This window comes from Cypionkella sp. (genome assembly GCF_036782355.1).
Classification (GTDB): domain Bacteria; phylum Pseudomonadota; class Alphaproteobacteria; order Rhodobacterales; family Rhodobacteraceae; genus Cypionkella.
The window spans coordinates 1-24606 of sequence record NZ_DAIPZF010000021.1; the positions used below are offsets into that span (position 1 = coordinate 1).

The 24606-nt window shown below is 59.1% G+C and carries 26 protein-coding genes and 1 tRNA gene; 17 read left to right on the forward strand and 10 right to left on the reverse strand.

Annotation, left to right across the window (positions count from 1 at the left end; all coding sequences use genetic code 11):
- Positions 1-1910, reverse strand: a 1910-nt coding sequence (gene parE, locus V7Q10_RS09590) for a DNA topoisomerase IV subunit B (protein WP_333868866.1), incomplete at its 3' end; no start/stop codon positions are given.
- A gap of 130 nt (positions 1911-2040) precedes the next feature.
- Between parE and V7Q10_RS09595 the strand changes: the two genes are divergently transcribed.
- Complete coding sequence (locus tag V7Q10_RS09595; protein ID WP_333868867.1) at positions 2041-2937, forward strand: NAD-dependent epimerase/dehydratase family protein; 897 nt, start codon at positions 2041-2043, stop codon at positions 2935-2937.
- A gap of 57 nt (positions 2938-2994) precedes the next feature.
- Here V7Q10_RS09595 and V7Q10_RS09600 read toward each other — a convergent pair whose 3' ends face one another.
- Positions 2995-3906, reverse strand: coding sequence for a hypothetical protein (locus V7Q10_RS09600; protein WP_333868868.1), 912 nt, complete (start codon positions 3904-3906; stop codon positions 2995-2997).
- Positions 3907-3986: 80 nt separating this feature from the next.
- Positions 3987-4637 (reverse strand): glutathione S-transferase family protein, encoded by a 651-nt coding sequence (locus tag V7Q10_RS09605; protein WP_333868869.1) that lies wholly within the window; start codon positions 4635-4637, stop codon positions 3987-3989.
- Positions 4638-4743: 106 nt separating this feature from the next.
- On the opposite strand from V7Q10_RS09605, the gene V7Q10_RS09610 reads away from it, so the two are divergent.
- A complete protein-coding gene (locus V7Q10_RS09610) occupies positions 4744-6087 on the forward strand; it encodes an MATE family efflux transporter (RefSeq protein WP_333868870.1) in 1344 nt (447 codons plus the stop codon).
- Here V7Q10_RS09610 and V7Q10_RS09615 read toward each other — a convergent pair.
- Positions 6084-6518, reverse strand: a complete 435-nt coding sequence (locus tag V7Q10_RS09615) for a hypothetical protein (protein ID WP_333868871.1) — start codon at positions 6516-6518, stop codon at positions 6084-6086. The two genes, V7Q10_RS09610 and V7Q10_RS09615, sit on opposite strands and share 4 nt — an antisense overlap.
- Before the next feature lie 8 nt (positions 6519-6526).
- Complete coding sequence (locus tag V7Q10_RS09620) at positions 6527-7729, reverse strand: pyridoxal phosphate-dependent aminotransferase (protein ID WP_333868872.1); 1203 nt, start codon at positions 7727-7729, stop codon at positions 6527-6529.
- Between the two features lie 93 nt (positions 7730-7822).
- On the opposite strand from V7Q10_RS09620, the gene V7Q10_RS09625 reads away from it, so the two are divergent.
- The 3 genes from V7Q10_RS09625 (at position 7823) to V7Q10_RS09635 (ending at position 9078) form a co-directional block, all read left to right on the forward strand.
- Positions 7823-8224 carry a helix-turn-helix domain-containing protein gene (locus V7Q10_RS09625; RefSeq protein ID WP_333868873.1) on the forward strand — a complete coding sequence of 134 codons (402 nt, stop codon included), beginning with the start codon at positions 7823-7825 and terminating at the stop codon, positions 8222-8224.
- Positions 8221-8493 carry a succinate dehydrogenase assembly factor 2 gene (locus tag V7Q10_RS09630; protein WP_333868875.1) on the forward strand — a complete coding sequence of 91 codons (273 nt, stop codon included), beginning with the start codon at positions 8221-8223 and terminating at the stop codon, positions 8491-8493. Before V7Q10_RS09625 ends, V7Q10_RS09630 begins: the two co-directional genes overlap by 4 nt.
- An 87-nt stretch (positions 8494-8580) precedes the next feature.
- Positions 8581-9078 carry a MarR family winged helix-turn-helix transcriptional regulator gene (locus V7Q10_RS09635; RefSeq protein WP_333868876.1) on the forward strand — a complete coding sequence of 166 codons (498 nt, stop codon included), beginning with the start codon at positions 8581-8583 and terminating at the stop codon, positions 9076-9078.
- Here the strand turns inward: V7Q10_RS09635 and V7Q10_RS09640 are convergent.
- From V7Q10_RS09640 to V7Q10_RS09650, 3 genes are all read right to left on the reverse strand, one after another.
- A complete protein-coding gene (locus V7Q10_RS09640) occupies positions 9075-11102 on the reverse strand; it encodes a capsular polysaccharide biosynthesis protein (RefSeq protein ID WP_333868877.1) in 2028 nt (675 codons plus the stop codon). The genes V7Q10_RS09635 and V7Q10_RS09640 overlap by 4 nt on opposite strands.
- Before the next feature lie 45 nt (positions 11103-11147).
- Complete coding sequence (locus V7Q10_RS09645; protein ID WP_394971351.1) at positions 11148-12236, reverse strand: polysaccharide biosynthesis/export family protein; 1089 nt, start codon at positions 12234-12236, stop codon at positions 11148-11150.
- A 134-nt stretch (positions 12237-12370) separates the two neighbouring features.
- Positions 12371-13660, reverse strand: a complete 1290-nt coding sequence (locus V7Q10_RS09650; RefSeq protein ID WP_333868879.1) for a capsule biosynthesis protein — start codon at positions 13658-13660, stop codon at positions 12371-12373.
- 200 nt (positions 13661-13860) lie between these two features.
- On the opposite strand from V7Q10_RS09650, the gene V7Q10_RS09655 reads away from it, so the two are divergent.
- The 4 genes from V7Q10_RS09655 to V7Q10_RS09670 all read left to right on the forward strand — a co-directional run bounded on the left by V7Q10_RS09655 (position 13861) and on the right by V7Q10_RS09670 (position 15905).
- Positions 13861-14346 carry a 6,7-dimethyl-8-ribityllumazine synthase gene (locus V7Q10_RS09655; RefSeq protein ID WP_333868880.1) on the forward strand — a complete coding sequence of 162 codons (486 nt, stop codon included), beginning with the start codon at positions 13861-13863 and terminating at the stop codon, positions 14344-14346.
- Complete coding sequence (gene nusB, locus V7Q10_RS09660; RefSeq protein WP_333868881.1) at positions 14343-14813, forward strand: transcription antitermination factor NusB; 471 nt, start codon at positions 14343-14345, stop codon at positions 14811-14813. Before V7Q10_RS09655 ends, nusB begins: the two co-directional genes overlap by 4 nt.
- 85 nt (positions 14814-14898) lie before the next feature.
- Positions 14899-15222 carry a hypothetical protein gene (locus tag V7Q10_RS09665; RefSeq protein ID WP_333868882.1) on the forward strand — a complete coding sequence of 108 codons (324 nt, stop codon included), beginning with the start codon at positions 14899-14901 and terminating at the stop codon, positions 15220-15222.
- A 221-nt stretch (positions 15223-15443) separates the two neighbouring features.
- Positions 15444-15905 carry an MmcB family DNA repair protein gene (locus V7Q10_RS09670; protein ID WP_333868883.1) on the forward strand — a complete coding sequence of 154 codons (462 nt, stop codon included), beginning with the start codon at positions 15444-15446 and terminating at the stop codon, positions 15903-15905.
- Here V7Q10_RS09670 and V7Q10_RS09675 read toward each other — a convergent pair.
- Positions 15883-16098 (reverse strand): DUF6324 family protein, encoded by a 216-nt coding sequence (locus tag V7Q10_RS09675; RefSeq protein WP_333868884.1) that lies wholly within the window; start codon positions 16096-16098, stop codon positions 15883-15885. The genes V7Q10_RS09670 and V7Q10_RS09675 overlap by 23 nt on opposite strands.
- Positions 16099-16162: 64 nt before the next feature.
- Between V7Q10_RS09675 and V7Q10_RS09680 the strand changes: the two genes are divergently transcribed.
- From V7Q10_RS09680 to V7Q10_RS09690, 3 genes are all read left to right on the forward strand, one after another.
- On the forward strand, positions 16163-16714 hold the full coding sequence (locus tag V7Q10_RS09680; RefSeq protein ID WP_333868885.1) for a GNAT family N-acetyltransferase: 552 nt from the start codon (positions 16163-16165) through the stop codon (positions 16712-16714).
- 69 nt (positions 16715-16783) lie between these two features.
- Positions 16784-16860 (forward strand) — tRNA-His (locus V7Q10_RS09685).
- A gap of 85 nt (positions 16861-16945) precedes the next feature.
- Positions 16946-19261 carry a Tex family protein gene (locus V7Q10_RS09690; protein ID WP_333868886.1) on the forward strand — a complete coding sequence of 772 codons (2316 nt, stop codon included), beginning with the start codon at positions 16946-16948 and terminating at the stop codon, positions 19259-19261.
- Between the two features lie 119 nt (positions 19262-19380).
- Here the strand turns inward: V7Q10_RS09690 and tldD are convergent, their stop codons facing one another.
- On the reverse strand, positions 19381-20802 hold the full coding sequence (gene tldD, locus V7Q10_RS09695; protein ID WP_333868887.1) for a metalloprotease TldD: 1422 nt from the start codon (positions 20800-20802) through the stop codon (positions 19381-19383).
- A 351-nt stretch (positions 20803-21153) separates the two neighbouring features.
- On the opposite strand from tldD, the gene coxB reads away from it, so the two are divergent.
- From coxB to V7Q10_RS09720, 5 genes are all read left to right on the forward strand, one after another.
- The gene (gene coxB, locus V7Q10_RS09700; RefSeq protein ID WP_333868888.1) at positions 21154-21984 is read left to right on the forward strand and encodes a cytochrome c oxidase subunit II; all 831 of its coding nucleotides are present in this window, start codon (positions 21154-21156) and stop codon (positions 21982-21984) included.
- Positions 21985-22051: 67 nt separating this feature from the next.
- A complete protein-coding gene (gene cyoE, locus V7Q10_RS09705) occupies positions 22052-22984 on the forward strand; it encodes a heme o synthase (RefSeq protein ID WP_333868889.1) in 933 nt (310 codons plus the stop codon).
- A 1-nt stretch (position 22985) separates the two neighbouring features.
- The gene (locus V7Q10_RS09710) at positions 22986-23180 is read left to right on the forward strand and encodes a hypothetical protein (RefSeq protein ID WP_333868890.1); all 195 of its coding nucleotides are present in this window, start codon (positions 22986-22988) and stop codon (positions 23178-23180) included.
- Positions 23177-23749: a cytochrome c oxidase assembly protein gene (locus tag V7Q10_RS09715; RefSeq protein WP_333868891.1), complete on the forward strand. Its 573-nt coding sequence runs from the start codon at positions 23177-23179 to the stop codon at positions 23747-23749. Before V7Q10_RS09710 ends, V7Q10_RS09715 begins: the two co-directional genes overlap by 4 nt.
- A 26-nt stretch (positions 23750-23775) precedes the next feature.
- Entirely contained in the window at positions 23776-24579 is an 804-nt protein-coding gene (locus tag V7Q10_RS09720) for a cytochrome c oxidase subunit 3 (RefSeq protein ID WP_333868892.1), read from the forward strand.
- The last annotated feature ends 27 nt before the right edge of the window (positions 24580-24606 follow it).

Below are 24606 nucleotides of genomic sequence, written 5' to 3' on the forward strand. Positions count from 1 at the left end.
TGGAACCGCAATTCCGGCTTTTTGCCCATCAAACGCTCGACCAGATCGCCGGTTTCGCCGGGGGCGTCTTCGTCGATGGTCACCCGGATCAGTTTGCGGGTTGCGGGGTTCATCGTGGTGTCTTTCAGGTCTTTTGCGTCCATCTCGCCCAAGCCTTTAAACCGCTGTACATCGATTTTTCCGCGCCCGCCTAGGCCCTTGGCCAGCCATTGCTCTTTTTCGACATCATCGGCAACGTAAAGCCGCTTTGGCCCTTGGGTCAGCCGGTAAAGCGGTGGGCAGGCCAAATAAAGATGGCCCTTGTCGATCAGCGGACGCATTTGGGTGAAGAAAAACGTCATCAGCAGGCTGGCAATATGGGCGCCGTCAACATCGGCGTCGGTCATAATGATGATTTTATCATAGCGCAGATCATCGACTTTAAACCGCGTGCCCATTTGCACGCCCAAAGCCTCGCAGATATCGCGGATTTCCGAGTTGTCATTCAGCTTGGCCGAAGCCGCACCCAGAACGTTCAGGATTTTACCCTTTAGCGGCAATAGCGCCTGATTTTCCCGATTGCGCGCGCCTTTGGCCGAGCCGCCCGCGGAATCGCCCTCGACGATAAACAATTCGGTATTGTCGCGGGTTTTAGACGAGCAATCGGTCAGTTTACCAGGCAGTCGCAGCTTTTTGGTCGCGGTTTTGCGCTGGGTTTCTTTTTCTTGTTTGCGCTTCAACCGCTCTTCGGCGCGCAGCACCAGAAAATCCAGAATGGCGCCGGCGGATTTGGAATCCGACACCAGCCAATTGTCAAAGTGATCGCGCACCGCGTTTTCGACATAGCGCGCGGCTTCTTCGGTGGCCAAACGGTCTTTGGTTTGGCCAACAAATTGCGGCTCGCGGATGAAGACCGAAATCAGCGCGCAGCCGCCGGTCAGCATATCGTCGCGGGTGATCATCTCGGCTTTGCGGTTTTTCGTCAGTTCGCCGTAAGCCTTGATGCCTTTTAAAATCGCCGACCAAAAGCCGAATTCATGGGTGCCACCTTCGGGAGTGGGCACGGTGTTGGTGTAAGATTGGATAAAGCCGTCGCGCACCGGGCTCCAGTTGATCGCCCATTCCACCGATCCAGGCACGTTGAATTTCTCTTGGAACGAGACTTTGCCCGCGAAGGGGCGGTCGGCATAGGTGGTTGTTTTCTCAAGCGTATCTGACAGGTAATCGGCAAGACCGCCCGGAAAGCGAAAGGTCGCCTCCAGCGGCATGTCGCCGTCCGGGATCGCCGATTTCCAGCGGATTTCAACCCCAGAGAACAGATAGGCCTTGGAACGCACCATCCGCAGCAGCCGCGAGGGGCGAAACACATGGCTGCCAAAGATCTGCGCGTCGGGGTGGAAGGTGACAGAGGTGCCGCGCCGATTGGGGGCGGCACCGATTTTCTGGATCGGGCCGAGCGGTTTGCCGCGCGAAAATTCCTGCGCGTAAAGCTCTTTGTTCTTGGCAACCTCGACATACATCCGGTCCGAGAGCGCGTTGACCACCGACGATCCCACGCCATGCAGACCGCCGCTGGTCTCGTAGGCTTTGCCGTTGAATTTGCCGCCCGAATGCAGCGTGCAAAGGATCACTTCCAGCGCGGATTTGTCGGGAAATTTCGGATGCGGATCAACCGGAATGCCACGGCCATTGTCGCGCACCGTCAGGCTGCCGTCGGCGTGCAGCTCGATCTCGATGCGGTTGGCATGGCCTGCGACGGCCTCGTCCATCGAGTTGTCGATGATCTCGGCGGCAAGGTGGTGATAGGCGCGCTCGTCGATGCCGCCGATATACATGCCGGGGCGCAGACGCACCGCCTCAAGCGGTTCAAGCACCTCGATCGAGGAGGCGTCATAGGTGTCTTGCGCAGAGGACAGCAGGTCAGAGGCCATGGCACGCTCGATTCTTGTTATACGGCTTTAAGCCGGTATTAGACCCGATGGGGCGGGCCAACGCAAGATCTTGGGGTGTTGTATGGTCTGGGGGCTGGGGGTAGGTTTGCGCCAAAGCAAGGAGAGTCAGATGCGGATTTTGTTTACGGGCGGTTCGGGCAAGGCTGGGCGGCATGTGGTGGCCTATCTGGCGGCACAGGGGCATAAGGTTCTGAACGTCGATCTGGTGCGCTTGCGTCACCCCGGTGTCGGCGATCTGGTGGCGGATATCACCGAAAGTGGGCAGATGTTTAACGCCATGACCACCCATATTGATATGGAAGAAATGGAGGCGGGGCCTGCGCCCAAGTTTGACGCCGTGGTGCATTTTGCCGCCGTGCCGTCGATGTTTTTGCAGCCTGAAAATGAGACCTTTCGCGTCAATACCATCGGCACCTATAACGTGCTGGAGGCTGCGGTAAAACTGGGCATCAAAAAAGTTATTATCGCCAGTTCCGAGACCACTTATGGTGTTTGTTTTGCCAATGGCACGATTGATCCCAGCGTTTTGCCGCTGGAGGAAGATTACGACATTGACCCGATGGACAGCTATGGCATGTCAAAAAAGGTCAATGAAGACACCGCGCGCGCGTTTCAGCGGCGCTCTGGCATTGATATCTACGCGCTGCGCATCGGCAATGTGGTCGAGCCGCATGAATATAAGCAAAACTTCCCCGGCTATTTTGTCGATCCTGCGGTGCGGCGGCGCAATATCTTTTGCTATATTGATGCGCGCGATTTGGGGCAGATCGTTGATCTGGCGCTGAAGAAAGACGGTTTGGGCTTTCAGGTGTTTAACGCAACCAATGACACCAATTCGGTCTGCCAAAGCAATCAAGAAATCTTGGCGCGGTTTTTCCCCAAGGTGCCGCTGTCGCGGCCTTTGGGCAGCCATGAAACCCTGCTGTCAAACCGCAAAATCCGCGAGGTTCTGGGGTTTAAAGAACAGCACAATTGGCGGCAATATGTCGATGATCCCACGGCATAGTAAGGCCACCTCTGCACAGCCAGATTCCTCTGGCTGTGCGACTTTCGCGAGGCGGCTTTACATAAGCTTTTTCAAACGCTTGCGTTTTAAGACCGCCATAAAGCTGTCGTAAAAGCTCTCGAGGCTTTGGCCTTCCAGAATGTTTTGCAGATCCTCGAGCGCAGCGCGGCCGCGAGCTTCATGCGACCACAGCACACCGAAGGTGTGATAATGCAGCAAAGAGGGATTTGTCTCGACTGGATCGCCGTGGCCTTGAAGATTGTGATTAAAGGTATTTGGCACAGGTTTTACCGGATAGCCCAACCGCGTCGCTGTGATAGGCAATGTCAATTGGTCCAGATTGGCGCGGATATAGGGATAGCTGACCTCGTGATCAAAGCGCAGCGTATCGGCCAGCCATTCCGCGCCAAAGCGGCGTTTTTGAGGCCCAATTGTCTCGCGGAATATAATCATGCCGGCGTTAAAATAGGGCAGGCTGGTCAGCTCGCGGCCCTTGAGCAGGGTGACACGCTGTTCTGGCAGCGGCAGGCCGAAATGTGCGTAAAAGGCCGTCCAGCCCTCTTCGTCATTGGACATGGTTGAATAGTCCGACACCACCGCGGCGATTTTAGCGCTGCCCAGCACCTTTGCAAAATCAAACGGACCGGTGAAAACCATATCCGTGTCGATAAAAACCGAGATGTCGCAATCGCGCCGATCGCTGGCGGCAAGGATTTTATTGCCAATCGGATAGGGCTCGCGCCATGGGTTTGGGTCATCCGGCCCGGTGCCGGGGATCTCGCGCAGCTTTACGTTGCAAGCACGCAGCACCTGCTCAGTGACGGGTTGCAGTGGTGTGGTGACGTCTTTGCGGCGGTAGGCGATCACCGAGACGGTGTCGCCCAAGTGCCGCCGCAGACTTGGCAGCAGCAGGCAGGCTTGGGCTTCCAGTTTCAGCCCGTCGATAATCAAAAAGATGCAAACTCGCATCGAAATCTCCACTGTTACACGGCGGCCCGTTGCTTGGCCCGCGTTCTGCTTTGTGACCTTTGACGGTATGGCGCGCCCGATCAGGCAGGTTCGGCCATGCGCGCGGCCCACATCGCTTGGAAGGCGGGGCGAGCTTGGCAGCGTTCCAGCCAGGCCTTCACAGCAGGAAACTCTGCCAGCAAGGCGGTTTGGCCTTGGGCATAGCGCAGGCATTCGGCCATATTGATGTCGGCCACGGTAAAGCGGTTTCCGACAAGATAGGCGCGCGTCTTCAGGTCTGATTGCAGCCGCGCCAGCGGGCGTCGCAGCTTTTCGGCATTGATGGCGTTACTGGCTTGGCCCTCGGCGGTGGTGGCATCGGTGTAAAGGATTTCCAGCGCGGGCGTTTCAATCGCGGTGGCGGCCAGCAGCGAATACTGGTCGATCAAGGCGGCTTCGGCATGCGATTGCGGCCCCATCATGCCACCATGGGCGCGCGCGATGTGGTGGGTGATGGCAAGGCTTTCGGTCAACACCAGATCGCCCTCGGCATAGGCGGGGATCTGGCCCTGCGGGTTAACGGCCAGAAACGCCGGCGAGGCGGTGTTGATCGGCGCATCTGCGGCCAGCGGGTCGGTCTTCATCCGGTAGGCTTGGATCACTGGCACATGGGTGAAGGGCAGGTTCAATTCGCCCAAAAGCCAAAGCGGACGCGAGGCGCGCGAGCGGTAGACGCCGTAAACAGTGATCATAGCAAATGCCTTTCAACGGGTTTGCCCCAGCTTAGGATGTGGCGCGCGATCAGGGAAGAGCTTGCTTTGTCTTGATGTGGTGATACGGCAGGCGTATGGCTGTTTTATGAGCAAAACAATCTCCTATTCGCGTCACGCCCGCGCCACCCTGAATTTGGGCCTGCCCTTGATCGGCAGCCATTTGGCGCAGATGTCGCTGCATGTGACCGATACCGTATTGTTGGGATGGTATGGGGTCAGCGAGCTTGCGGCTGTGGTGCTGGCGGCCTCGTCGTTTTTTGTGATTTTTATCTTTGGCTCGGGCTTTGCCCAAGCGGTGATGCCGATGGTGGCCAGTGCGGTCGGCCGCGGTGACGAGGTGCAGGTGCGCCGCGATGCCCGCATGGGGCTTTGGCTGTCGATCGGCTTTGGGCTTTTGACCTATCCTTTGTTCTGGAATGCCAAAGCGGTGTTTCTGGCGTTGGGTCAACAGCCCGAGGTGGCGGCTTTTGCGCAAGATTTCTTGCGGATTGCCGGTTTGGGGATGATCCCCGCGCTTTTGGTGATGACGCTGAAAAGCTATCTTGCCGCCCTTGAGCGCACGCAGGTGGTGCTCTGGGCGACGCTTTTGGCGGTTGGGGTCAATCTGGCGCTGGCCTATGCGCTGATCTTTGGCCATTGGGGCGCGCCAGAGCTGGGGGTGCGGGGAGCTGCGATTGCCTCGTTGGTGGTGCAGGTGGTGACGTTGGTGGTTCTGGTTTTCTATGCGGCTTGGGTGCCAGAGCTGCGCAAGTTTCATCTGTTTCAACGCTTTTGGCGGCCGGATTGGCAGGCGATGGGGCTGGTGTTTCGGCTCGGCTGGCCGATTGGCGTGACGGGGCTGATGGAAAGCGGGCTGTTTCAGGCAACCGCGCTGATGATGGGCTGGATCGGTACGGTTGAACTGGCAGCGCATGGCATCGCGATGGAGATCGCAGCGCTGGCCTTTATGGTGCATCTGGGCTTGTCGAATGCCGCCACAGTGCGGGCAGGGCGGGCCGAGGGCGCGGGGGACCGTGTCAGCTTGCGCGATGGTGCCAAGGTGGCGATTGCGCTGTCGGTGGGCTTTGGCGTGGCGATGGTGACGCTGTTTCTGGTGCTGCCAACCCCCTTGATTGCCGCGTTTTTGGACGAGGCCAACCCCGAGAGCGCCGCAATTTTAGCTTTTGGTGTCAAACTGTTGGCTATGGCGGCGCTGTTCCAGATGGCCGATGCGATGCAGGTGATGGCACTGGGGCTGTTGCGCGGGGTCAAGGACACGCGGGTGCCGATGGTGGCGGCTGCAATCAGCTATTGGCTTATCGGCATTCCCAGCGCCTATCTGCTGGCCTTTCCGCTGGGCTTGGGCGGCATTGGGCTGTGGCTTGGTTTGGTGATTGGCCTAAGCTTTGCGGCCATCACCATGATGTGGCGGTTCTGGTCGCGCGCCTAAGCCTCTTTTGTTTGCTCTGCGCCCGCCTCCATCTGCCGGCGCAGATTTTCAGAGCGTTTGCGCACCAAAACCGTGCGCAGATCATGCATTGCCAGCAAGAGATGGTTTGCCACCAAGTCCAGCTGCTCTTCGCTGGCGCGGGTTTGCGCCCATTGCGTGGTCAGGTTCAAATGATCGACGGTGCGCAAAATGTCGTCGATGTCACGGCTGGCAAGCACTTCTCTGCGCTCGGCAATCCAGCTGGTAATCAAAGCGGTTTCCGCCGGCGACAGGGCCCTGTCGCCATGCGGTTTGATCGACCCATTCTTCACGTTCACAACGGCGATTTCTTCCATATCCAATCGGCGTTGGCGGTTTTCGGTGTCCAGCATGAACACCACAGCGCCATTGTCGCGGATACGGAAGTAATAATCGGGAAGATCAGCGGCCATAAACCCTCTTACGTCAAATCGGCACAAAACTTTTGGATGCGGCTACAGGCCTCGTGCAGCACCTCATTGGCGGTAGCGTAGCTGACGCGAAAGTTTGGCGATAGCCCAAAGGCCGCGCCAAACACCACGGCGACGCCGGTTTCTTCCAGCAAGGCGGTGGCAAAGACTTCGTCATCGGTGATCTTGGTGCCTGCGGCCGAAGTTTTGCCGATGCAGCCCGAGATATCGGGATAAACATAAAACGCGCCTTCGGGTTTTGGGCAGGTGATGCCCTTGGCCGCGTTCAGCATCGACACCACCAGATCGCGGCGGCCTTCAAACAGCTTACGGTTGGGGGCAAGAAAGTCTTGTGGGCCGGTCAAAGCCTCAAGCGCTGCATATTGCGACACCGAAGACGGGTTCGAAGTGGATTGCGACTGGATCGTGCTCATCGCCTTGATCAGATGCACCGGGCCGCCGGCATAGCCGATGCGCCAGCCGGTCATTGCATAACTTTTCGACACGCCGTTACAGGTCAGGGTGCGGTCGTAAAGGGCGGGTTCAATCTGCGCCGGCGTGGTGAATTCGAAATCGTCAAACACCAGATGTTCATACATATCATCCGACATGATCCAGACATGCGGATGGCGCAACAGCACATCGCACAGCGCGCGCAGCTCGGCCCGCGTATAGCCCGCGCCGGTGGGGTTTGAGGGCGAGTTAAAGATGAACCATTTGGTTTTCGGCGTGATCGCGGCCTCAAGCTGGGCTGGTGTCAGTTTGAAGTCAGTCTCGATCGTGGCCACCACGGGCACCGGCGTGCCACCTGCCAGCAGCACCATATCAGGATAAGACACCCAGTAAGGCGCAGGAATAATCACCTCGTCGCCGGGATTACAGGTCGCCATCAGCGCGTTATAAAGGATTTGCTTGCCGCCGGTGGCAACGCTGATCTGATTGGGCTGATAGCTGAGGCCATTCTCGTTCAAAAACTTGACGCAAATCGCCTTTTTCAGCTCGGGGATGCCATCAACGGCGGTATAGCGGGTTTTGCCTGCATCAATCGCGCGCTTGGCGGCTTCGCGGATGTTTTCTGGCGTGTCAAAGTCGGGCTCGCCGGCGCCAAGGCCGATCACATCGCGGCCCGCGGCCTTTAACTCTTGCGCCTTGGTGGTCACGGCAATGGTTGGGGAAGGCTTCACGCGCGACAGGGTATCAGACAGAAAGGCCATGGCAGGCTCCAATGGACGGTTTGCGGTTTGGTGATCTTTGGCATAGGTATAAGCGGCAAGCAATCAAGCGATATCATAATTAGGAGAAGCAAGATGGCTGATGAAAGCGAAACGACATGGTTTTCTGAAGATGTCGCCACCTTTGGCGATCGACTAGAGGCGGCGCGTCTGGCGGCCAACCTAAGCCAAGACGACTTGGCGCAGCGGCTGGGCGTGAACAATGCCACCATGGCCGCCTGGGAAGCCGATGAATGGGAGCCGCGCGGCAACCGTTTGCAGATGCTGGCGGGGATGCTCAACGTGTCCTTGATGTGGCTGATGACGGGGCGCGGCGCGGGTCTTGGTGGTCCGGTTGACGAGGATGCGCTGCCGCTGGGCGCGCGTCTGGCCTTGGCCGAAATTGCCGAGCTGCGCGGCCAGTTGCAGGATCTGACCGAAAAGCTGCGGCGCGCAGAAGAGAAATTGGGAAATGAGATGCGGAGTATCAACGCATGACGGAAACGGCTGAAGCGCGCGTAAAGCGGTTGTCGATGCGATCTTGGCGGCGCGGAACCAAGGAAATGGATCTGATCTTGGGGCCCTATGCCGATGCGCATTTGGCCTCGATGTCGGTCGAAAAACTGGAACTTTACGACAAATTGTTGGAAGAAAACGATCAAGACCTGCTGCCTTGGGTTTTGGGGCAAAATCCTGCGCCAGATTATATCTTTGATTTTATTAGGGAAATCGGCGATTTCGCACGCAAGCGTTTGGCTCGCGCCTGAGTTTTCAGCAAACTCGAGCAGAGTTTACCATATGTTTGTGTTTTTTGACGAATCTCCTTGCCAGTAAATCGGTCTCGGAGAGAAGAAATGACCCTACATGACCCCCTGCTGGACGGCTCGCAAAAGCTGATGATGGCGGGATATCTGGATAACATCGCCTTGCTCGAGCGGCTGCATCGGCTGCTTTTGGATGTGATTAAGGATGAATTCGAGAGGTTGTCGATTTTGGAAATCAACTCGGTGCAGGCCCTGTTGCTGTTCAATATCGGCGAGAATGAGGTGACGGCGGGCGAGCTGAAATCGCGCGGCTATTACCAAGGCTCGAATGTGTCCTATAATCTGAAAAAGCTGGTCGAGCTTGGCTTTATGCACCACCAACGCTCGGAAATCGATCGCCGCTCGGTGCGGGTGCGGCTGACGGAAAAAGGCCGGCTGGTGCGTGGCCAGCTCAGTGATCTGTTCTCGCGCCATGCCGAGGGTTTGGCCAAGCGCTCTTTGGTGAATGCCGAGGGGATGGAGCATATGAACCACTCGCTCAAGCGGATTGAACGCTATTGGACCGAGCAGATTCGTTACATCTACTAGCGGCGCCACAGCCGCGCATGGGTGGCAAAGCGCCCCTGGAGCTTTGCCAAAAGCCGCAGGCCCAGCCCGCGCGGGGTAAGGCTGCCGGTTGCAAGCCGCTCTACCACCACCTCGGGCGGGCAGGGGCGGCGGCTGATCGGGTCGTAATAGCGCGGATAGGCGATTAGGGCGGCATGAACCAAAGCCAGCAGCGAGGGGCGTGGCAGCGGGTGGCCATCTGCCGCCCGCAAGCGGCGTTCAGGGATTGGACCAAGATCGGTCGTCAGACCCCAGCCCGCATAAAAGGGCGCGCCAAGGCAGGTGACAGGCTTGCCCCGCAGCAAGGCCTCGAACCCCAGCAAAGAGGTCATGGTGATAACGCCATCACAGGCCTCGATCAAGGCAAGGGGGTCGGCATGGCTGGCGGTATAATCGGCAAGCCCTGCTAAAAGCGCGGGCGCGATTGCACCGGGGCGCAGTCCGGCCTCGACATCTGGGTGTGGTTTGTAGATCAGCTTGGCGGTCGGAAACCTATGGCGAGCAGCGCGCAGCAGATCAAGATTGGTCTTTACCTGCGTCGCACCCAGCAGGATCGAGGCATCATCTTCGACCTGTCCAGGCACCAAAATCTTAAACCCCTCTGGCAAGGCGGTGGCACGACTGGGCAGGTTATACTTTGAAAGCCGAGCAGCAATCAGCGTTTGCAACAGCCTTTCCGCCCGCAAAAGCCCGCCCGCCACCGGCGGGGCCAGCATCAAACGCTCGAACCGGCTTTCTTGGCTTGGGTCGTAGTAGATCCCCAGATCATCAGCGACAAGACTAAGCGGCGGCACCAGATTCGCCCCTAACCCACGCGAGCGCAAGAACCCGTCTTCCAGCCGCAAGAGCGTGAGGTCCTTTGGCAGATCACGCGGGGCTTTGCTGGCCCAGACCAGCAGGCTACGCCCTGTTGCTTGCGCGCGCGCCATGGCTTTTGTAAGATTGTCTTGAAAAATCAGGGGCTTTTCACGGCCAAACACCGCCTGTAGCCGGCTGCGTTTCCACAGCCGCATGGCGATGGCTATATGGCCCGCACGATCCTCGCGAAAGGCGCGCAGCTCTGCTTCCAGCTGATCGACCGCCTGCTCAAAGCTGCACAGCCGGTCGCGGCAAGGATCATACCAGATCGGCGACAAGATCATCGCCGCGGCAAAGATCTGCACCCGCGTCAGCGACCGGTTTCGACGCGGCAGGGGAAATTCTTCCGCCGTTAGCCCCCAGCCGGCATAGAAGGGCTGGCCGAAAACCCTTGGCCGGTGGCCCGCCAAAATCGCCTCGAACCCCAGCTGTGATGAGACAGTATAGACGGCAATTGCGCCTTCAAGCAGTGCCCAAGGCGAGACAGCTTCCCCGAGGAGGCTGACGCGGCCAGTGGCATCGGCGGGCCCAAAATGGCCCTTGCGCAGACCAAGCAGGGTTTCGGGGTGGGTCTTGATCACGATGCGGGCTTGCGGATGTTCGGAAAGCGCCGTCGCCAACATCTCGGCAAAGCGGGCGGCCGAGGCACCCGAATGCTGGATCGAGGCGTCGCCGCGGGTTTGGTCAACCACCAGGACATAGCCCGCAGGCGGCAGGGGCGCGTCGCTGTGATGCATATTGTATTTCGACAGATCCAGCGCGCGCAGGCGGGCAATGCCGTCACGCGCCCGCGCCAGGAGCACCGTGTCATCCAGCGGATGTTTGGCCAGCATCTCTTCAAGCGCAGAGGGCTTGGCGCTGGCATAATGCGCGCCTTGCGGGTCCAGCAGCAGCCCGATCGCGGCCTCGCCCAGGCGCCCAGGCCGGATCGAGCGCAAAAACGCATCTTCAAGCCGCAGCAGCGGCACCCCTGCCCGCGCCGCTATCGCCTCGCCTCGAGCGGCATAGGGCGAATGCCCCCAGACCACCACGCCGTCATCGCTGCGCGGACGACCAAGGCAAAGCCTGTACCCCGCCAATTCCAAGATGCGCCGCAAGCGTTTTTGCCGCAAAAAGCCCGCGTTGTAATAGAAAAGCCGTCGAGGCATGCCCCCGACGGCTTGAGAAGGTGCCAGATCCTGCGCCAAAGCGGGTTACTGGCCCAAGGTGGTCAGGTTTTTCGCCGCCCCAGAGGTGCCGGTGATCGCCGACAGGGCCTTGTTCCACTGCACATAGGGCGCTTCGGTGACATAAACCGTGTCGCCATCACGGATCAGGAAGTCGCGCGCCTCAAACATGCCAGTGGGGGCGGTCAGGTTCAGAACATAAACCATGCGCTGATCACCTTGCAGATCGCTGCGCCCTAAGACGGCATTGGCAATCTCGGCAGATTCATTGCGAAACACAAACACCCCTTTCGGATCGGCACTGCCCGAACTTAGCCCGCCCACGGTTGCAATCGCCTCGATCGCCGAAAGCGTCTGTGTGGTAAAGGTGACGCGGTTTTGCGAACCGGTCGCGCCAAGCGCTGTGAAGGCCCGCGTGTCACGATCGACAAAGATTTTATCGCCCGCCCGCAGCGCAATATCGAGCGCTGGGTTTGCGTTCAGATCCTGCAACCAGACTTGTCCGGTCTTTGTGCCGCGGGTGACACGAATGATCGCAACCTCGGGTTCAATCCCGACGCCGCCCGCCTTGGCAAGCATAGAGGCGAGTGTGCGGGTTGGGCGCTGAATAGGAAAGACCCCTTGCGCCCCTGCGAAGCCCGAGATCGAAACGGTCGAGCCATCGCCTTCGACGCGCTGCACCAAAACTTGCGGATCGGGGGTTTGGGTGTCGAGCTTCTTGGTGATGATCTGGCGCAGACTGTCAGGGGATTGGCCCGCTGCTTTGATTTTTCCAGCATAGGGCATGAAAATAAAGCCCTGCCCATCAACTGTAAGCTCTGTCAGGCCCGAAACGCGCTGGCCGGTATTGCCCAGCAAAGGATCATCTTTGACGTTTTCGAACACGGTGAGGTTTAGCAAATCGCCTGGCGAAATCACATCTGGGCCGATAATGCCCGCTTTCATAAAATCATCGCTAAACCCCAATGAAGGGGTGACAGCGGTTGCGCGCGTGACACGGGGGTTGACCTGAACGATAAAGGCATCGCCTTGTTTCAGAACCGAGCCTTTGTAGATTTCTGCCTTATTCGGTCCGGGTCGCGGCAAACCGCATGCCCCCAAAGCCGCAACAAGCATCACAAGACCAAGGGTTTTACCCCCTTTTGTACCGGATATTTTCACTGCCCGGGCTCCTTTAAATGGATTTGCCTCAAGTTTTGTCTGAAAGGCTATATAAAGTCGGGCTAGAATTCCAGCATTGCTTTGCAAATTCAATTTACCACCCGCAACTGTTGCCGAGGTGCCGCTTTTCCTGACGAAAGCGCGTCATAGGGGTCTTGCGGCAGCAACATCATATCCACCACCTGCCGTAGCAATTCCCGCCGGCCGCGTGCGCTGTAAAACCCGCCGGGAATCTGGCTGGTTTCCAGCAGATAGTGGCGATAATCGCGATAGGCGCGGCTGTCGGGGCGGCTGGGTTGAATGAAAAAGTCCTGAAGGCTTTGGGTCGACACGAACTCGGGCTTGGCATAGACCGCAGCGCCAAAGGTTTTTAACGGCAGCCCACGCCACAAAACTTGCTGTGCTGCGGTCGAATTTACCGTGATGGCCGAGCGCGCGTGGTTCAGCAATCCTGCCAATTTGCCACCGCGCACAAAATGCACGCGTGCGCTGACGCCATGATGCTTGGCCAGACGCCGGATTTCGCGCGCGACGGCGACGCGACCATCCTCCAAAGGATGCGCTTTGAAGACGATATGATGATGCGGCGAGGCACCCTTGGCAAAGCCTTCGATCACCAGCGCCAGAAATTCGGTCATGGTTTTGAAGGGCGAATGCATCTGAAAGCTGGCGTCATGTTCCAATTGCAGCAGCACCAGATGATAGGGAAAGCCGCCATGCTTGATGCGCAGCGTCGCCAGCATTCTTTCCCAGCGGTGCAGCGGCAGCAGGGCCAAGCGCTTGACGTAAAGCCAAAACTCTTGGCGCACGCTCAGGCTGCGATGGGGGCGATAGCCGCGATAATCCCAAAATCCGGTCAGCACGAACCAATGATACAGCGCGCCCCAAAACATATGTTGGCGCATATCGCCCCAGCGCGCGGGGGCGTCAGGCAGATCCATGTCCAAGCCCTCAAGCGCCTTTTGCATTTGCGCCACGGACATTTGCATCAGCCGCGAATTGCCGTTCGAGCCGCCACGCTCATAGGTCACCCAATAGGGGCGTAGATAGCCTTCCTCGAAGACATGCACCTCAATGCCAGCGGCGCGCGCGGCGGCGATGGCTTCGGCATGCAGCGGGCGGGTATCGCCATAAAGCACGATATCGGTGATGCGATGCCGCGTCAGCAGCTGCCGGATTGCGGCGGGCCAGTCGGCAAGACTGCCTTTGAAGGGAATATAGCTGATATCATTAAGCCAAAAAGCGCGGTCGCCCCGGTTGAAGCCCATGCGCCAAACCTCTGCGCCCGCCGCGCGCAACATCTTGCCCAAACGGTGAAAGAACGGTCCATGCGGACCTTGCAAAAACAGAAATCGACGATTTTGACCCGAAAGCTGCATAAAACTCATACTATTTTCGCAAAGATGCCCGCAGAGACAGCTTTAGTCTCGGGGGAATTATCATTGCCTTAACGCTAAACGCGAAGCGCGGCAAATTTTAGGCAAAAGCACGCCCGTCGTCGCGTCGCCCAAAACTGCCAGTGCCGCTGGTTTTTGCGCGACAGCAGGCCTATGCTGGCCCGATCAGAAGGAGCCCTTTGATGTATGCCTCGCAATCGCGTCCGGTTTTGCCACTGCCCAGCTTTGAGAAGCCTGTAAAACTGTTGCTGGTGGTCGCCCACGATCCCGATGCCCTAGGGGCGGTGATGGTCGAGGCGGCACAGGCGCTGTTGGCGCAGGTGGGCGCGGGCGTCGAGGTGATCGAGATGCCCTCGGTTCTGGAACTGGCCGCGGCGATTGCCTTGGCCGAACGGATGGCGCGCTTTGACGGCTATGTCGCCTTGGGCTGCGTTTTGCGCGATGATCCGCAGGGCGACAGCCTGCTGCGCGAGCCTGCCGCTGCGATCACTTTGCTGGGGCTTCAGGGGGCTGCGGTGGGCAATGGCGTGGTCTGTGCGCAAGATTCTGCACAAGCAGCCGGATTTGTGGCCGCGAAAGCGGCTCAAGCGGCCGCTGCGGCCTTGCACTTGATCGCATTGTCCCGCAAATGGGCCTCCGACACCAAGGGGATCGGTTTTCGTCCATGAGCAAGCCTGACAAGAAACAGATGAAGTCAGCCTCGCGGCTTTATGCCGTGCAGGCGCTCTTTCAGATGGAGGCTTCGGGCCAAACCGTCGAGACCATCGTGCGCGAGTTCGAGACGCATCGCTTTGGCGCGATCTACGAGGGCGACGAGATGGCGGAAGGCGATTCGGTGCATTTCCGCGCTGTGATCGACAAGGCCGTCAACTTTCAGGCGCTGATCGACCAGATGACCGACCGCGCTTTGGTTGCGAAATGGCCGATTGACCGGATTGATCCGGTGCTGCGCGCGCTGTTTCGCGCCGCAGGTGCCGAGTTGGTCGAAATGACCACGCCGCCAAAAGTTGCGATCACCGAATATGTCGATGTGGCCAAGGCGTTCTTCCCCGAGGGCAAGGAATCAAAGTTCGTCAACGCCGTGCTAGACCACATGGCGCGTGAGGCCAAACCTGCGGCCTTTCCGGCAGGCTAAAGCCCGCCCGCAGCCTGACTGCGGCAAAAGGCGTGGTTTTCTTTTAACACTTGCCTGTTAGGCTTGGGTCAAAAGGGAGTCCGCCATGCCGAAACTGATCAAGCTTTATATCACCAGCGTCGCCTTTGGCTTTGGGCTTTCAGCGGCGTTTTTGGCTTTGCTGTTGTGGCAGGATATTGCCGGCATCCGGCATCTGATTTTCAGCTCGGATCTGGGCTATGTCGCGGCAGCGATGATGTTTGTGATGAACGGCGCGGTGTTCGCGGGCGTGCAATTTGCCATCGCCGTGATGCGGCTTGCTGAAGACCCCGAAGGCCCAAGCGGCGGCAGTCGTGCGCCGGTGACGCTGCGCCCGATTCCGGTCGAGGTGACTGCGAAGGGTAAAGTGGCGGGCCCGCAGCGGCCGTGACGGCGTGAATTTCCCGAGAGCCTGAGTGTTCAGGTTGGTCGCCAGGTAGCAAGACCAAGATCTTGCCAGAGCCAGCTCCCTCGGAGATGCTTATCGGCCACTGGAAAAGGGCCATTCACGAGAAGAGCAGAACCCGCCAAGACCTAATCTAGGCCTTTGCCGCGCCCCGCGCAAGGGCAGAGGGGCTTGCCAGATGTTCCCCTTTGGTTCATATTTTGCGCATGAGCCTTGAAGCCCCTCTTCCTGTGATGCCCGGACAGCGCCTTGCGCGCGGGGTGGCGCGTGGCCTGCGCCAGTTTGATTTCGTTTCAGTCGAGGAAATGGTGCCCACGCCGGGGCTGCGGGTCGATCTGATGGCCTTGGGGCCAAAGGGCGAGATCTGGGTGATCGAATGCAAATCCAGCCGCGCCGATTTTCGCGCCGATCAGAAATGGCAGGGCTATCTGGAGTGGTGCGACCGGTTTTTCTGGGCGGTGGATGCTGATTTTCCGACCGAGATTTTGCCGCAAGGCAGTGGGCTGATCATGGCCGATGCTTATGGCGCCGAAATCATCCGCATGGCGCCGCCCTCGCCATTGGCGGCGGCGCGGCGCAAGGTGATGCTGCAAAAATTCGCGCGCCATGCAGCGCTGCGGCTGCAGGGCTTTCGCGATCCGGGTGTCAGCGCTTTTTCTTCGGTTTAGCCTCTGCGCCCAAGGCACGCGCGGCTTCGGCGGCGACGCGCAGCTCTTCTGCGATTTCTTCGGCTTCTTCTGGATCGAAATCCAGCGGCAGCTCGATGCCGCCCTGTGCTTCGATATAGATCCGCACCATGCCCTGATCGGTGGGGCCAATCTGGATGTCGGCGGAGATATCGCTTTGCGTGTCAATGCCCATGGCTGTCTCCATTCTGGTGGCGCGGAGGTATCGCTTTGGGGGGCGTGGCGCAAGGATAAAGCGCTTGACAGCATCGGGTGCGGGGCAAAGCCTGCGGGGGCAGGGCAAAGGAGGCAGCACGATGGGGCAATTGGCAGAGTTGCGGGATTTGCAGCCGGGCGATGCGGGCTGGGTGATTGCGCGCCACGCGGTGCATTATGCCGCCGACGAAGGCTATGACAGCAGCTTTGAGGCTTTGGTTGCCGAAATTCTGGCCGGATTTCTGCGCCAGCATAACCCCGCCCGTGAACGCGGCTGGATTGCTTGGGGCGGCGATCAGCGTTTGGGCAGCATCTTTTGCGTGCAAGACCCCGAGGCGGGGCCCAAGGTCGCGAAACTGCGGCTGTTTTTGGTCGAACCACAAGCCCGTGGCAGCGGTTTGGCCCAGCATATGCTCGAGACCTGCATGGCCTTTGCCCGCAGCGCAGGCTACCGCCAGATGCGGCTTTGGACGCATCAAAGCCATGTTGCGGCGGGGCGGATCTATCAGCGCAATGGCTTTGATCTGGTTGAAGAAACCGCCGCAGAGGCCTTTGGTCAGCAGGTGATAGACCAGATCTGGCAGCGCGATCTGTAACCTTCCTGCGTTCCGCGTGGATTGGGGTCTTGCAATCCTTTTGGGGCAGGGGTAAACGCCCCCTTGAGTGCCGACGTAGCTCAGTTGGTTAGAGCACTAGATTGTGGATCTAGGGGTCCCCCGTTCGAGCCGGGGCGTCGGTACCATTCCTTCAAAACAGCACTCACTTCCACCCCTTGGCCTTGGCGCGCCATGGGTTTATGCTCGGTCTTCCAGATGAAGGAAGACCAGATGACCCCTGATGCCACCCGCCGTATCCCCCTTGTAATTGCTGGCGAAATTGGTGCGGCCCCCGCACAGGTGGCCTCGGCTATCGCGCTGTTGGATGAGGGCGCGACCGTGCCCTTTATCGCGCGCTATCGCAAAGAGGCGACGGGCGGGCTGGATGACACCCAGCTGCGCAATCTGGCCGAACGGCTGGTCTATCTGCGCGAGCTAGAGGCGCGTCGGGCCTCGATTCTGGGCTCGATCACCGAGCAGGGTAAGATGAGTGATGCGCTGTCGGCTGCGATTGCCAAAGCGGTGACCAAATCCGAGCTGGAAGATATCTACCTGCCCTATAAGCCCAAGCGCCGCACCCGTGCGATGATTGCGCGGGAAAACGGGCTTGGCCCCTTGGCCGAGGCGATTTTGGCCGATCACAACCTTGATCCGGCGGTGTTGGCGGCGGCTTATGTCAATGAACAGGTCGCGGATGTGAAGGCCGCTTTGGAAGGCGCGCGCGATATTGTGGTCGAGGGCATGGCGGAAGATGCCAGCCTTTTGGGCCGCTTGCGCAGCCATATGAAGCAGGTGGCGCGGCTTGCGTCGAAGGGGGTTGCGGGCAAAGAGGCCGCAGGCGCGAAGTTTTCCGATTATTTCGACCACAACGAGGCTTGGGCCGGCGCGCCCAGCCACCGCGTCTTGGCGATGCTGCGCGGCCAGAATGAGGGGTTTTTGCAGGTCGATCTGGCGATTGATGCCGATGCGGCCAAGGGCGAAAGCCCGGCCGAGCGGGCCTGTGCTGCGGCCTTGGCGGCTTCGGGGCGGGGGGCTGGTGATGCTTGGCTGCGCGATGCGGCGGCTTGGGGCTGGCGGGTCAAGCTGAAAACCAGCTTGACGCTGGATCTGATGGGCGAGCTGCGCGAGCGGGCCGAGGCAGAGGCCATCGCGGTTTTTGCGCGCAATTTGAAAGACCTGTTGCTGGCGGCTCCGGCGGGGGGCAAGGCCACGATGGGGCTGGATCCGGGCATTCGCACCGGGGTCAAGGTGGCGGTGGTGGATGCCACCGGCAAGGTTTTGGCCACCGACACCGTCTATCCGTTTCAACCCAAGAACGATTTGCGCGGCGCGCAGGTGGTCCTTGCGCAGCTGATCGCCAAGCATGCGGTCAAGCTGATCTCGATCGGCAATGGCACCGCCAGCCGCGAGACCGAAAAGATGGTGGCCGATCTTTTGGCGGTGCTGCCGGGGGCGGAAAAGCCGGTGAAGGTGATTGTCAGCGAAGCCGGGGCTTCGGTCTATTCGGCCAGCGAATTGGCGGCCAAGGAATTCCCCGATCTGGATGTGTCGCTGCGCGGCGCGGTCTCGATCGCGCGGCGGCTGCAAGACCCTTTGGCCGAGCTGGTCAAGATCGAACCCAAGGCGATTGGGGTTGGCCAATATCAGCATGATGTCGATCAATACCGGCTGGGCCGTTCGTTGGAGGCGGTGGTGGAAGATGCGGTGAATGCGGTGGGCGTTGATCTGAACACCGCCTCTGCGCCGCTGCTGGCGCGGGTGTCGGGGGTGGGCGCGGGGCTGGCCGAGGCGATTGTCAGCCACCGCGACCTGAACGGGCCTTTTGCCACAAGGCGCGAGCTGTTGAAGGTGGCGCGGCTGGGGCCCAAAGCCTTTGAACAAGCGGCAGGGTTTTTGCGGATCTCGGGTGGGAAAGAGCCGCTGGATGCCTCGTCTGTGCACCCTGAAGCCTATGATCTGGCGCGCAGAATCGTGGCTGCTTGTGGCCGCGATATTCGCAGCCTGATGGCGGATCCTTCGGCGCTCAAGGGGCTGGAAGCCAAGGCCTTTGTGGACGAGAAATTCGGTTTGCCCACGGTGCGCGATATTCTGGCCGAGCTGGAAAAACCCGCCCGCGACCCGCGCCCCAGTTTCAAGACCGCCAGCTTTGCGGATGGGGTCGAGGATATCAAAGACCTGAAGCCGGGGATGCTGCTGGAAGGCACGGTCACCAATGTCGCGGCCTTTGGGGCTTTTGTCGATATTGGCGTGCATCAGGACGGTTTGGTGCATGTCTCGCAATTGGCGGATAAATTCGTCAAGGACCCGCATGAGGTGGTCAAGGCCGGCGATGTTGTGAAGGTGCGGGTGGTCGAGGTCGATGTGGCGCGCAAGCGTATTGGCCTGACGATGAAATCTGACAGCAGCGAGGCGCGCGCGCAAAGCCGCGAGCGGGCAGAGGAGCGCGCACCGGCCCCTGCGCGCGGCAAGCCGCTGCCAACGCAGGCGGGTTCGGCTGCTGCGGGCAATGCTTTTGCCGATGCGCTGCGCGGTAAGTTCGGCAAGTAAGAGGGGGTTTCACACCCCCAAGGCTGCAAAGACGCAAGCGCCTTTGCAGCCTTCCCCCCGTGGGATATTTTTGGACAGATGAAACAATTTTAGCTAAATTTGGTTCAAATGCTGTGGCTTTAGGTTTGCGAGCCGCCGATGGTGAGGCCGCCGATCAGCAGGGTGGGTTGGCCGACACCGACCGGCACCCATTGGCCTGATTTGCCGCAATTGCCGATGCCGGGGTCGAGCGCCAGATCGTTGCCGATGGCGCGGATCTGTTTGAGCGCGGTTGCGCCGTCGCCGATCAGGGTGGCGCCTTTGACGGCCTCGCCCACCACGCCGTTGCGCACGCGGTAGGCTTCGGTGCAAGAGAACACGAATTTGCCGTTGGTGATATCGACTTGGCCGCCGCCGAAGCCGACCGCGTAAATGCCGTCTTTCAGGCTGGCTACGATGCCTGCGGGGTCGTCAGGGCCCGAGAGCATATAGGTATTGGTCATCCGTGGCATCGGGATATGGGCGTAGCTTTCGCGTCGTCCGTTGCCGGTTGGCGCCACCCCCATCAGGCGGGCGTTTTGGCGGTCTTGCATGAAGCCAACCAGGCGTCCGTCTTCGATCAGGGTGTTTTTTGCCGAGGGCGTGCCTTCGTCGTCGATCGAGATCGAGCCACGGCGGTTGGGGATGGTGCCATCATCGAGCACGGTGACGCCGGGGGCGGCGATCATTTGCCCCATCAGCCCGGCGAAGGCCGAGGTCTTCTTGCGGTTGAAGTCGCCTTCCAGCCCGTGGCCGATGGCTTCGTGCAGCAAGATGCCGGGCCAGCCTGGGCCAAGCACCACATCCATGATCCCCGCCGGTGCGGGCACGGCATCAAGGTTGACAAGGGCGATGCGCAGGGCCTCGCGCAGCAGGGGTTGCCAATGGCTTGGCTGCATCAATCCCGCCAGCCCAAAGCGGCCACCACCGCCCATGCCGCCAGATTCGCGCCGGCCTTTGTCATCGACAATCACCGAGACATTCATCCGCGCCATTGGGCGCACATCGGAATAGCGTAGGCCTTCGGGGCGCAGGATTTCGACCTCTTGCAGCCCCGCCGAGATCACTGCCGAGACCTGCACCACGCGCGGATCGAGTGCGCGGGCATAGGCGTCGATTTCCTTGAGCAGGTCGATTTTCACCGCAAAGGCGGCATCGGCCATCGGGTCGGCATCGCCGTAGAGTTTGACGTTGCTGCGCGCGGGTGCGTCCGCCAAAGTGCCGCCGCCTGCACCCACGGCAAGCCGCGCGGTTTCTGCCGCGCGCAGCAGGGATTTTTCGCTGATCTCGGTGGAATGGGCGTAGCCTGCCACCTCGCCGCGCACCGCGCGCAGGCCAAAGCCTTCGGAGGCGTCGTAGCTGGCGGTTTTGATACGGCCATCATCCAAAACGATGGCTTCTGAGCGGCGGCGTTCAAAAAACAGCTCGCCATCATCGGCGCCTGCGGTGGCGGCGCGCAGGGTAGCAAGCGCCTGGGCTTCATCGACGTAGGTTTCAAACGGGCGGAAGGGAGCATCGGTCATGCGCAGGCTTTCCTGTTACAGGTCAGCGCTTTGCCGAGCCTTTGGCACAAACTTAGGCCTTGGGTGCGGTGATCGCAAGCATAGCGGCCAAGGCCTGCGACGTTTTCACGCATTGCTGCGGCAATCGGTCGCTTTTGCGCAAGATTGACAGTCTGAGCGCATCGCTTGCAAACTGATACGGCAAAGAAAGTGCCTTGATCTAGATCAGATGAAGCGGATTTGTCGCAGCTTTCTCTTGTCGTCTTGCGGCGAATATGGTTTCAGGAGGGCCAGAAACATCGGATTCTGCTCGACACTCGGGTATAGTCGAAAAGGTGGCGTGAAAGCTGCCCTTTGATACGGGAAATGAATATGCGTCTACTGTCCACGTTGAAAGCTAGTGTTGCCGCGGGCCTTGGCATGCTGTTGCCGGGTGCTGCTTTGGCGCAGGCTTTGGAGATCATCGGTGCCCCGGTTCCAAAAGGGACAGAGCATCAATTTGCCGCAACCGATATCGCGCGCGATTTGCAGTGGTTGGATCACATGATTTTGGTGATCATCACTGTCATTGTGGTCTTTGTGACCGCATTGCTGTTGTACATCATTGTGCGCTTTAACAAGAAAGCCAATCCGACGCCGGCGAAATTCACCCATAACACGCCGCTTGAAATCGCATGGACCTTGATCCCTATTCTGATCCTTGTGTTCATTGGTTCGTTCTCATTGCCTGCGCTGTTCAAGCAGCAAGAAATTCCTGTCGCTGATATCACCATCAAAGCCACTGGCAACCAGTGGTATTGGTCGTACGAATATCCCGATCAGGGCGTCGCTTTTGACAGCTTCCGTCTGGAAAAAGACCAGCTTGAAGCAGCTGGTTACCGCAAAGAAGACTATCTTTTGGCGACCGACACCGCCGTTGTGATCCCGGTTGGCAAGAAGATCGTTGTGCAAGTGACGGGTGCAGATGTGATCCACGCTTGGGCAATGCCCGCTTTCGGCGTTATGCAATCTGCGGTTCCCGGGCGCTTGGGCCAACTGTGGTTCACCGCCGAGCGCGAGGGCGTCTATTTTGGCCAATGCACCACGCTTTGCGGCAAGGATCACGCCTATATGCCGATCACGGTCAAGGTTGTAAGCCAAGAGGCCTATGACAAATGGGTAGAGCAGGCCAAGGGCGGCAACGTCGTTCTTGCTTCGAACTAAGCGATCCTGAAATCAAGCGCCGGGGCCCCTTCGCGGGGCCTTGGCCTTATCAGAAAGCCAAGAGTATATGGCCGACATCCGATCCTTTGACGACATGAAAGAAGCAGGCTTTGGCGATTTCGTGCAGCTGTTGAAGCCGCGCGTCATGTCGTTGGTTGTTTTCACCGCGCTGGTGGGGCTTCTGGTGGCGCCTGTGCATCTGCATCCGGTTGTGGGCTTTGCTGCGATTTTGTTTATTGCACTGGGGGCAGGGGCTTCGGGCGCGCTGAACATGTGGTGGGACGCCGATATTGACGCGATCATGCGCCGCACCAAGTCGCGGCCAGTGCCTGCGGGCAAGGTCGAGGCGGGCGAGGCGTTGGGCATCGGGCTTGCTTTGTCGGGCATTTCGGTTGTGATGCTGGCGCTGGCGACCAATATTCTGGCCGGGGCTTTGCTGGCCTTTACGATTTTCTTTTATGCCGTGGTCTATTCGATGTGGCTGAAACGTTCGACGCCGCAGAACATCGTGATCGGCGGCGCGGCAGGGGCTTTCCCGCCGATGATCGGTTGGGTTGCAGCGACGGGGTATATCTCGGTCGAAGCTTGCCTGATGTTCATGCTGATCTTTATGTGGACGCCACCGCATTTCTGGGCCTTGGCTTTGTTCATGAACGAAGATTATTCCCAAGCTGGCGTGCCGATGTTGACGGTGACGCATGGCAAGAAATCCACCCGCAAGCATATCATCCTTTACACCATCGCCTTGGTGCCCTTTGCGATTGCCACGGCTTTCACCTCGATTGGTGGGCCGGTGTATCTGGCGGTTGCGGTGGTGCTGAATGCTGAATTCCTGCGCGGGGCCTACCGGATTTGGCGTCGCGATGAAGACCAAGCGGCGGCTGATAAATATAAGGTCGAGAAATCGGTGTTCCGCTTCTCGCTGCTGTATCTTTTCCTGCATTTCGGGGCATTGCTGGCCGAGGCTGCGCTGCGCCCCTATGGTTTTGGAGGCTGGTAAGATGACGTTCAAACCCGAACACGAGATTCACAAGCGCCGGTTTTCGCGCAATCTGGGCGTCGGAACGGTCTTGGGCTGCTTTGTGGCGCTGGTTTTTGCACTGACGGTGGTGAAGGTGACCAATGGCGACATGATGCACGCCAATGATGCGCCCGGCCTGCTGGGGTCAACGCAACCGATTGTGCCAAAGCCATGAACAAGAACCGCACCGCTTATGGATTGCTTGGCATCGCTGCGGTGATGCTGTCGCTGAGTTTTGCGGCCGTGCCGTTTTACAATTGGTTCTGCCGCACCACGGGCTTTGCCGGCACCACATCGGTTGCCGAAAAAGCCCCAGATGTGATCTTGCAAGATGTGGTGAAGATCCGCTTTGACGGCTCGCTTGAGGCGGGCATGGCTTGGGAATTTCACCCACAGGTTCCGTCGATGGAGCTGCGGATCGGCGAGACCGGCCTTGCTTTCTACGAGGCCTATAACCCGACCGACCGTACCATTGCAGGCACCGCCAGCTATAACGTCACGCCTGATCAGGCGGGCGGCTATTTCACAAAGATCGAGTGCTTTTGCTTCACCGAGCAAGTGCTGAAACCGCAAGAGCGGGTTCTGATGCCGGTGACCTTCTTTGTTGACCCTGATATCATGCAGGACAAAGAAGCCAAGTTGATCAAAGAGATCACTCTGTCCTATACATTCCACGAAACACCGCTGACCGAGGAACAGAAGCAAGCTGCGCTTGAAACTGACCGCGCGACGCCCGTTAACTAACGATAAGAAACCGAGGGAACCCGACCATGGCCCACGCCAAGAACCACGATTATCATATTCTTCCGCCGTCGATCTGGCCGTTCTTCGGCTCGCTCAGCGCCTTTGTCATGTTGTTCGGGGCGGTGCTTTGGATGCACGGCTCGGCGCCTTATGTCGGGCTGATCGGCTTTGCTGGCGTGCTTTACACCATGTTCTCGTGGTGGTCCGAAGTGGTGCATGAGGGCCAGACCGGCGATCACACGCCAGTGGTTCGCATCGGCCTGCGCTATGGCTTTATCTTGTTCATCATGTCCGAAGTGATGTTCTTTGCCGCTTGGTTCTGGACCTTCTTCAAGCACGCGCTTTATCCCATGGGGCCTTTGTCGCCGCTGCAAGATGGGATTTGGCCGCCAGAAGGCATCACCACCTTTGACCCGTGGCACCTGCCGCTGATCAACACGCTGATCCTGCTGTGCTCGGGCTGTGCGGCGACTTGGGCGCATCACGCTTTGGTGCATGAGAACAACAACCGCGCCTCGATCAAGCAGGGCCTGATCCTTGCAATCGGTCTGGGCGTTTTGTTTACCTTCTTTCAGGGCTATGAATACAGCCACGCGGCCTTTGGCTTTGCAGGCAATATCTATGGCGCGTCCTTCTTTATGGCGACCGGCTTTCATGGCTTTCACGTGATCATCGGCACGATCTTTTTGGCCGTCTGCTTGATCCGTACCTATAAGGGTCACTTCACCGTTGAACAGCACGTCGGCTTTGAAGCCGCGGCCTGGTACTGGCACTTTGTGGATGTGGTTTGGTTGTTCCTGTTTGCCTCGATCTATATCTGGGGCCAGTAAAGGCCTAACATAAGACAAAAAGCGCGG